This is a genomic window from uncultured Fibrobacter sp. (assembly GCF_900316465.1).
Lineage (GTDB): Bacteria > Fibrobacterota > Fibrobacteria > Fibrobacterales > Fibrobacteraceae > Fibrobacter.
Genome location: NZ_ONDD01000049.1, coordinates 1 through 9,262, shown reverse-complemented (window position 1 = coordinate 9,262; position 9,262 = coordinate 1). Strand labels below are relative to the sequence as shown.

At 50.8% G+C, this 9,262-nt stretch carries 7 protein-coding genes and 1 tRNA gene; 2 read left to right on the top strand and 6 right to left on the bottom strand.

The features are described 5' to 3' along the window. From QZN53_RS12655 to QZN53_RS12635, 5 genes are all read right to left on the bottom strand, one after another. A partial coding sequence (locus QZN53_RS12655; protein WP_163439278.1) for an NUDIX domain-containing protein occupies positions 1-173 on the bottom strand: 173 nt, incomplete at its 3' end. 70 nt (positions 174-243) lie between these two features. After that, a complete protein-coding gene (leuB, locus tag QZN53_RS12650; RefSeq protein WP_073321933.1) occupies positions 244-1,335 on the bottom strand; it encodes a 3-isopropylmalate dehydrogenase in 1,092 nt (363 codons plus the stop codon). A 51-nt stretch (positions 1,336-1,386) separates the two neighbouring features. Then, positions 1,387-2,676, bottom strand: coding sequence for an endo-1,4-beta-xylanase (locus tag QZN53_RS12645; RefSeq protein ID WP_163439277.1), 1,290 nt, complete (start codon positions 2,674-2,676; stop codon positions 1,387-1,389). Between the two features lie 128 nt (positions 2,677-2,804). After that, positions 2,805-4,604 carry a hypothetical protein gene (locus QZN53_RS12640; protein WP_163439276.1) on the bottom strand — a complete coding sequence of 600 codons (1,800 nt, stop codon included), beginning with the start codon at positions 4,602-4,604 and terminating at the stop codon, positions 2,805-2,807. Positions 4,605-4,692: 88 nt separating this feature from the next. Beyond that, positions 4,693-5,586: a tyrosine recombinase gene (locus QZN53_RS12635; protein WP_163439275.1), complete on the bottom strand. Its 894-nt coding sequence runs from the start codon at positions 5,584-5,586 to the stop codon at positions 4,693-4,695. A 93-nt stretch (positions 5,587-5,679) separates the two neighbouring features. Between QZN53_RS12635 and QZN53_RS12630 the strand changes: the two genes are divergently transcribed. Together QZN53_RS12630 and QZN53_RS12625 are read left to right on the top strand one after the other, a co-directional pair. Next, positions 5,680-5,752: transfer RNA gene (locus QZN53_RS12630), tRNA-Lys, on the top strand. 166 nt (positions 5,753-5,918) lie between these two features. Further along, complete coding sequence (locus QZN53_RS12625) at positions 5,919-6,842, top strand: sugar phosphate nucleotidyltransferase (RefSeq protein WP_163439274.1); 924 nt, start codon at positions 5,919-5,921, stop codon at positions 6,840-6,842. A 52-nt stretch (positions 6,843-6,894) separates the two neighbouring features. Here QZN53_RS12625 and QZN53_RS12620 read toward each other — a convergent pair. Continuing rightward, positions 6,895-9,262, bottom strand: a 2,368-nt coding sequence (locus QZN53_RS12620; protein ID WP_294653443.1) for an FISUMP domain-containing protein, incomplete at its 5' end; no start/stop codon positions are given.

The following is a 9,262-nucleotide window of genomic DNA, read 5'->3' as shown; positions in this document are numbered from 1 at the left end:
CCTGTTTCTTCGAGAGCTTCGCGCTTGATGCAGTCCTCGGGAGATTCCCATTCCTCGAACTTGCCGCCAATGCCGATCCACTTGTCTTTGTTGATGTCGTTTTTCTTTTTGACGCGGTGGAGCAGCAAGTACTTGCCGTCTTGTTCGATGTAGCAGAGGGTTGTATTGAGCATGTTTTAATTAGAGCTTAGTATTTAGAAAACGCCCCTTGCGGGGCGTCTATTTAAGTTCGGTTGTTTGCTATTAGCCGAGAGCCTTAATGATGGCATCACCCATGCCGGTCGTGCCGACCTTGGTGCAGCCTTCCTGGTAGATATCGCCAGTGCGGAAACCCTGAGCAATGACCTTTTCGCAGGCAGCTTCGATAGCCTTGGCCGCTTCTTCTTCCTTGAAGGTGTAGCGGAGCATGAGGGCCACGGAGAGGATCTGGGCGAGCGGGTTAGCGATACCCTTGCCAGCGATGTCCGGAGCAGAACCACCGGCCGGTTCGTACAGACCGAAGGAACCTTCGGCGATAGAAGCGGACGGGAGGAGACCCATGGAACCGGTGAGCATGGCGCATTCGTCGGTGAGGATGTCGCCGAAGAGGTTCGGGCAGAGGAGCACGTCGAATTCACGCGGGCGCTTCAGGAGCTGCATGGCAGCGTTGTCCACGTAGAGGTGTTCGAGAGTCAGTTCCGGGTAGTCCTTGATGACTTCGTTCACGACTTCGCGCCAGAGCACGCTGGTGGTGAGCACGTTGGCCTTATCGATGGAGGCAACCTTCTTGTTGCGGAGCATAGCGGCGTCGAAAGCGAAGCGGGCAATGCGTTCGACTTCGTAGCGGCTGTACTTCATGGTGTCGAAACCGATTTCTTCCTTGGAGCCCGGAACGCCTTCGCGGCCCTTCGGCTGGCCAAAGTAAACGTCACCCGTCAGTTCGCGGACGGTGAGAATGTTGAAGCCGTCGCCCACGATGTCGGCACGGAGCGGGCATGCGCCTGCGAGTTCCTTGTAAACGCGGGCCGGGCGGAGGTTGCAGAAAAGCTTGAAGTGCTTACGGAGCGGGAGGAGTGCGCCGCGTTCCGGCTGCAGGTTTGGGGGGAGGTGTTCCCACTTCGGGCCGCCCACGGAACCGAAAAGAATACAGTCAGAAGCTTCGCCCAGCTTGAGGGTGCTTTCCGGCAGCGGGGAACCGCTTTCGTCATAAGCGGCACCACCGACGTTTGCCCATTCGGCGTTCACGTCGAAACCGAACTTCTTGGAAACCACGTCCAGCACGCGGACAGCTTCTTTCATCACTTCGGGGCCGATACCGTCGCCCGGAAGCACTGCAATCTTGTAATTCTTGCTCATTTTGAATCCTTGGTTTAAATTTTGACCAAGGCAAAGATAGAAAAATTGCTTCTACCGTGCAATCCGCACTTGCTTTACGGTGCCGTTCCGGACGGAGCGGAGCATGTAGACGCCCTGGACCTTGATGTCGCTAGTATTCTTGAGTATCGAAACGGCCTCGTCGATAGTGTAGGCGCGCAGGCGGCCGAGTCGGACGCCGTTCAGGTCAAATACGTCGTATGCCTGAAGGGTTTTCGCCTGCAGGTGAAGCTTGCCGCCAATTGCTGTCGGACCATCTCCCGGAAAATCGGATGTAGGAAACCAAATGTTCTTGCTGTCGGCAATGTGTTCCGCGAAGTATTCCTTGAGCCAGGTCATTGCCGGGCGGTCCACGCCGTCCTTGATGATGCCGGAACATCCTAGATCCTTTTCGCTACAATATATCCATGTCTTGCCGTAGATATACCCCCAAAGGGTAACGCCTGCAATGTATTTCTCTTCCATGAAGAGCGGGATTTGTTCGGAGTAGCATTTTTTCTGAATGTCGTCGTTTGTGGTTCCGATATCGTATTCGGTAATGAACAATGGAATCTGTGTACTGTCTATAATTTCTTGTAGGTATTTTTTGATGATGTTGATGTTGAGGCAGTTTGTCGGGCCGGAGCCCTTTGCCATTAAATCATGTCCTTGCATTCCGTAGCCGTCGACTGGTGCACCGTTCTTTTTGATGGTATTGATAAGGTTTATTCCGACATCTCTCTGCCATTGGAACGTATTGTAGTCGTTGTAAATGAGTATTGCTTTCGGCCAGCGCTCGCGAGCCATCTTGAAGGCCGTAGTCACGAACTTGTAGTCGCCATCGTTGTCACCTCCCAGCGCTTCGATAAGGTGGTTGTCTACGCCAAATGCGGAATGATACTTGTTTTTCGATAAACGGCCGGCTTCGGCTACCACGTCAATCATTTCCAGGTCGGGGTAATGTTCCGCGACGGCATCGAACCAGGCGGTAATGGCTTCCCTGGTTTCCTCGACATTTAGGTTGCGAATCCAACCTGGGTATTGCGAACCCCACACGAGCGTGCGGAACTTGAATAGGACTCCGTTCTGTTTTGCCCAGTTGTAAATTGCGTCGCACTTGGAAAAGTCGAATTCGCCACGATTCTTTTCGATTTGGATCCATACGCATTCATCATTGGAGGTAATCTGGTTCCAGTATTTCGCGAAATCAGACGGAACTTCGCCATCAACCGGAATGTTGCCGAGGAACTTGGCCGCACCGTCGGCAAGGCCGGGGCCGGCAAATACACCCGTAAATGCGTATAAAAGCGCAAGAGTGACAATTTTTAAAATTCGAGAAGTCATAGCTATCCATTATAAACATATATTCCCTTTAGGGAAAAATTCCCAGGGCGGCGACGTTTATCGTGGACAATACGTCAATATGCAGAAAGGAACCTTGCGGTTCCTTTCTGCCTGAAATGTCGATGAAATTAATCGTCGTTTTCGTTGCCCGAGGGCTTAGCGCAGCGGTCTCTCGACCAGTTGGTCTGCTTAAAGCAGGCGCTTCTGGTGTAGCAACATCCGTTGGCGTTGCTAGCTGTTTTTTCGCATTCGCAAGCAATACCGTCGTTGTTGCCATCAGCGTCGACAAGTTCGCCGCTAGCGCAGACCACCATAAATCCCTCACCATGGTAAACATTGTTGATGCAGGTCTGCAGGGTGTTGTGGCATAAGCCGAAGTAGGTTCCCAGGGCGTTGCACGATACGCGGCGCGTCTCGTTAGTAAGGTCGAATTCAAAATCTTCCACGCGTTCTTCAGGAGCGGAGACTGGTTTGTGATTCGTCCAGTTGTAGCCGTGAACTTCTTTCGCTGCCATCTTTTTACTAGGAATCAGGTCCTTCCATTTCTGTTTCGTCTCGAAACTCCTGAACGGCGGGTAGTCGGGGTCTTCGTCCTTGAGAATTTGTTTGCAACGTTCCTCGTTGTAGCAGGGGTTCGGATTAGAGGGAGCACCCTCCATTTTCTCACCCCAGCATGGATCACAATCAGAACATTGGTCTATGTCGCATTCGGTTTCCATCTTCTGTGGATCGGTGCCTTCTCTACAAGCGACGGGGCATTTGTAATATTCCTTGTCGAGCGGGTCGAACTTGTTATGGAGCCTTTCCCATTGCCCGTCGACGCACCTGTACATGATGGCGTTGTTGTTGATGTCGTTGTCGCACCTCAGTTCGCCGTTCAGGCATTCGCCGCAGATGGCCTTGTCGGTACGGCACGACTTGTTGCCGCATATGGAAACGGCCTTCTTGGCTTCGCCGGCGACGCACTCGTAGACGGTTCCCTTTCCGGCTTCATCGTTGGTGCAGGTGTGTTCGTAGTTCGTGCACTCGCCGCAACCGTTGTCGCGCGGGTCGCAGGATTTATCGCCGCAGCTTTCGGTCACCTTCTTGCCCTTTTCGCAGTGTGTGACTGTTGCCTTGAACTTCTTGTCTTCGGTGCAGGTCTGTACTTCGTTGATGCATTCGCCGCAGTCTGTGCCATCTTCGTTACAAGAGACCGTACCGCACGAGCGGTTCACGACGACGCCCTTTACGCATTCCTTGACGATGCCGATGCTGGCAGGACTGTTGGAACAGGAGTTGTTGTAGCTGCTTTCATCGCATTCTTTTTCAAGGGCATCCTTGTTTGCGCATTCCTTGCTCTTGGTGTTACAGAGAACGCCTTCGTCGCAGGTGATATCGTCACAGACGCATGCGCCATCTTTCGCTTTACCACCCGAGGCCTTACAGAGGTCAGCGAAGGTGGTGGCTGTAGAGGAAGAACTGGCGTTGGAATCCGAAGAAATGTCGGTTATGTCACTTGGCTTGCTCTGGTTTCCGCAGACGCCCGTGATGGTGTTGCAGACAGCACCGACGTCGCAGAGCTCGTTTTTACAGGAGCAGGCACCATCTTTTACTTTACCGCCGGAAGCCTTGCACAATTCGGTAAATTTATCGAGTTCCGCCTTGGTCATGGACGAGGAACTTGCTTTTTGGCTAGACGAACTTGAGGAACCTGTCGATTCCTTGGTGGCAACGGGAACCCAGTTCGCGTCGTCGCAGTAATACTGGGCGTCTTCTTTTTTGGCGTAGACGGTATCGCCTTGGTTGTCTTCTCCGCAAATTCCGAGTTCGTAAATCGAGTTGACTTCGGTAATCACCTTGCGGCTAGAAGAGTCGTCGTCGCTGCAAGCTACAAAGAAGGCGGCGACAGTCAGAGCCGGAAACAAAAGGAATGAAATTTTATTCATTTAAGCCTCTGCTTTATATTTTGTTCAAATATACCTAGAATTTAGGGAGGCGTCAATTCGGTTCTGTGAAATCTACCTGTGCGGTCGTTTATTTTCCGGCTAATTCTCTAGGATGGAATTGCCGGTGTTCCTGCTTGATGAATTCCTTGTCGATATGCGTGTAAATCTGCGTGGTGCTGATGTCGGCGTGCCCGAGGAGCTCCTGCAGTACGCGTAAATCCATGCCCGCTTCGAGGCAGTGTGTGGCAAAGCTGTGCCGGAAGGTGTGCGGCGAGACTTGCTTGCTCAGGTGCATCGTATGAAGTTGTACGATTTTCCACGCTCCCATGCGGGTCATGGGCTTGCCGCGGGAATTGAGTATTATGTTGTCTGTGGTCGGGTGGGTGAGCGGCCTGCCAAGTTCGATCCAGGCCTTCAGATTCTCTTTCGCCTTGCTCCCGAGCGGTACCAGGCGCTGCTTGTTACCCTTGCCGATCGGCGTGAGCCATTCGTTGTCGAGGTCCAGCTGCGAAAGCTTGATGCCTAGAGTTTCCGAAATACGGAGTCCGGCACTGTACATGAGCTCAAAAAGCGCGGTGTCGCGCAGCGGGTTCTTGCCGTTGGCCGCACTTTCAAAAACGCTGTCGATTTCTTCGCGGGTCAGGTACTGCGGCAGATAATGCCCGAGTTTGGGACGGTCCAGCATGGATTCTGTGCTGAAGTCGTATTCGCCCTGGTTCTGCATGTACTTTAAGAACCCGCGCAGGCTTGAAAAATGCCTTGCAATTGATGTGGGGGAGTATTCCTCTTGCCCGGCGGTGAGCGTCAGGAATTCGTCCAGCTTTTCGGGAGTCAAATCCTTGAGGTCCAGTCCAATTTCGTCGAGCCAGCCTATAAAATGCCGCAAGTCCTCCTGGTAGCTTTGGATGGTGGCGGGCGAAAGGTTCCGTTCCACTCCCAAAAACGCCAAATAGGCGTCCATGCGGTTTGAATTCAGGCTCATGCAAAAAAATATAGATTTTTTTGAAAAAATCCGCTTTCTCCCTTGACAACGCCCCTTTTTTATTCTATAATTGAGCGCGTCCTAAGCGACTATGGATGATTAGCTCAGTTGGTAGAGCAGCTGACTCTTAATCAGCGGGTCGCAGGTTCGACCCCTGCATCATCCACGAAAAACCGTCTCACCCCGAGGCGGTTTTTTCTTATTTGGCTCATTTTAAGCGTGTTGGATAATGTTACTGAGTTTACAACATTATTACCATTTTCAGATACCCCCGCTCCATATAAAATGCTATATTGCTGATGTAAAGTTTTGTTTTGAGGAATTTGGATTAAATGAAGATTGTTCTGCCCGTTACTGGAAACGGACTACGCTTGCGGCCTTACACTGAGAATTTACCGAAGTGTTTGCTGCCCGTTGCCGGCAAGACGATTTTAGATTGGATTGTTGAAGATTCCCTAAGCCTAAAGCCCACGGAAACGATTTTTATTACCGGCTACAAGGCTGAGGCTGTAGACTCTTTTTTGGAAAAGCGCCCTGCTTGGGGTAAGACCCGCGCTGTGGTCCAGTCCAATCCACAGGGTTTGGGCGAAGCAATCAGCCTCGCACTGCCTTACGTGGATGACGATGAACCGCTCCTGATTATTCTGGGCGATACGCTTTTCGAAGCGGATCTTTCCATTCTCCACAATGTGGACGAAAATATCCTTTATACCTTCAAGGTCGAGGACCCGCGCCGTTTTGGCGTAGCCGTGACCGACGGCTCCGGTCGTATTACGCGCCTGGTGGAAAAACCGCAGGAATTCGTGAGCGACGAGGCCATTGTGGGTATCTACTACATCAAGGATACCAAGGTGCTCAAGCAGAGCCTCAAGTACCTGATGGACAACAATATCCGCACCAAGAACGAATTCCAGTTGACGGACGCTCTCCAAATGATGCTCGAAAAGGGCTGCCATTTCCGTACCGCTCCGGTGCAAAAGTGGTTGGACTGCGGCCTGGCAGAAACCCTGTTGGAAACTAATGCCCATGTGCTCAAGCGCATCGACAATTCCGCTTCGGTGAATCACCCGGGCGTCAAGGTGATTGCTCCGTGCTACATTGGCAAGGGCGCAAAGATCACGAACAGCATTATCGGTCCCAATGTGTCGGTGGGCGACGATTGCGTTATCGAGAACTGCACCATCAGTAACGCTGTGCTGTGGGACGCAGTCAAGGTCAGCGGTCAGACGCTGGACAACGTGATCATGCACGAATAGTTAAATCATTTTTAAGCAATAAAAAAGCACCCTTGAAGGGTGCTTTTTTGCTTTAGTCTTCCTTGACACAGCGGATCGAAAAACCGAAAGTTTTAAGCTGTGCGCTGGCCGTTGGAGCGAGTGTGCTTGTCGCTCCTTCGGGCTTGAGGTCGGGGAAACGTTTAGTGCTGCCGTACAGAACGTCGTCATGGACAGAAATTCCGGAACGACCGTCGTAATAGGCGGAGTCCGTAGTTGCTTCATCCGATAGCCAAATTCCACCGAATCGGTGCACGTAATCCATTTTTCCATCGGGATATCTAACTCCTGCAGCCGGAATTTCTAGGCCAGGAACGGCGTTGTCTGCCGATGTGTAATCTTGCCAGCCGTCAATGCTCCATATATTCGGACGAAGGTAATGGGTTGAGGCTTTCCAGTAATCAAGGATACTTGGGACGCGCCATCCGGTCGGGCAGACGTTCTTGGTATTGTTCCAGGTATAGAGTCTTCCGTAGGACTTGCATTGATCGCTGCTATTCTGAGGACACCAGCTGTTGGTCGTTTCGTAATCGAGGTTTGCAGCCATCCACGTGATATTGTCTATTTTAATCGTCTTGTATGTTTTATTGTTGCGGGAGTCTGTCATTGTCCCGTAGGTAGGGGTCCATTTTCCGCCAGAGCAGGTGTACTTCTGGTTGTGTAACGTGAGGTCTTTGCATGGACTCAAAGAGAATATCTTACTGAGAGTACCCTTTTGCCATTGAGTGTTGTTGCAGACGTAGGTGGTATCTTTATAGGTGGTAACAGAGCCTTGCTTTGCTTCGTTGCAGGGGCCCGATTCACTTACGATGCCGCCAATCATTACTGGAGTATAATTGTCATCTTGGCATTGGTAGAAACGTTTGTAGGCGTAGAATATGAAACCCGCTTCTGGGCTTTGACAGTTCGTCTTGATAAATTCCTTGTCAGCTCTCCAACGACCGTCGGTGCACATGTATTCGGCATCGATGATCTTTGTAATGTATCCTTCTTTTGCAGAATTGCATTCGCTTACGTTAACCTTTCCTGTAGAAAGGTATTTCCAGCCATTTTCAGCGCAGATATAGTTGTAGTTGCCCGGAGTGGAACCAAAGACGCCGATATCCTTGTTTCGGCATAGTCCGAGAGCCGATTCCAGATTGTCCAACTCGCGCCAGGTTCCCTTGTCGCATACGTATGACAGAATAATACTGTCCTGGACCGCGGATGTGCAGGTAAGATTGAATTGTTCTTCGACCGTCAATTGTTGCCAAGTGTATTTCCCGTTGACCAGTTTACAGGCGTAATCTAGGGAATCCTTGTTGAGCGAGATTTTTTCTCCGAGAGAGTTTGCGTTGCAGACTCCGTAGTAATAGGTCAGCGAATCAATGACCTGCCAACTGTAATCGTGGCAAATCAGGTATGTTTTCGGGTTGGTGACTTTGTATTTTCCGCCCTCGTTCTTGTTCAGGCAGTAGGCGAGGTTGTAGGGCGGGGTAGAAAGCTTAATCCACGCCTTGGAATTGCAGGCATATACGTTAGTGTCGTTTGTGTAAACAACGTCTTGGTTGGCACTGGTGCAAGGTCCTTCCACTTCGTCAGGATTAGCGGCGCGCCATTCGCCCTTGTCGCAGATGATATGGTTTGTTTTTGTAATGGTAATGACGGAATCCTGTTTCTTGGCCGTGCATAAGCCATATTTACTTTCGTTCGAATTGATTGCTCGCCATTCGTTGTTTCGGCACGTATACGAATAATTATCCAGGGAGTAGATGGTGTCTTTGATGGAGCTGTTGCATGCGCCGAAGGCATCCTCAGGTTTGTCAATCTTGTTCCATCGATAGGCCAAGCACCGATAATAGTGGTCAAATTTGGCTGTAACCCATGTTTCAGTAATCTTAATTATTTCGTTGAAACGTTCCTTGGTGCATAGACCAGAATCCAGATCCAGTGAATCGAGGGCTTCCCACTGGTCTCGTCTTGACGATTGACTGTAACGGCATATGCTGGTATCCTTTGCGTAGGTGGCAATCTTTCCGTATTTGGTGCTGTCGCAGCGGCCGTTGTAGTCGACGAACGTCATCTTGCGCCAAGTCAAGGTCGTGTCACAGATGTAGTATAAGCTGTCCTTGTCTACGGCCTTGTTGCCCACATATTTCTTGTCGCAAACACCGAATTGGGTTTCGAAACTATCCATTTCGCGCCATTCACCCGAAATGCAAACGTAAGGAGCGTTCTTGTAGAATGTCTCGTATTCGTTTTTGTCGGAACATTCGGGAATGCTCTTGAGTTCCTTAAGCCATTTGCCGTTGACACAGCGGTACAAGCTGGTATCTGTCAAAACGGTCTTTTTTTCTCCGTCTTTACAGGAATCCAGGTCCGCGATCGTTTTTACGGAGTTTGTGGAATCGTAGATGCTGATT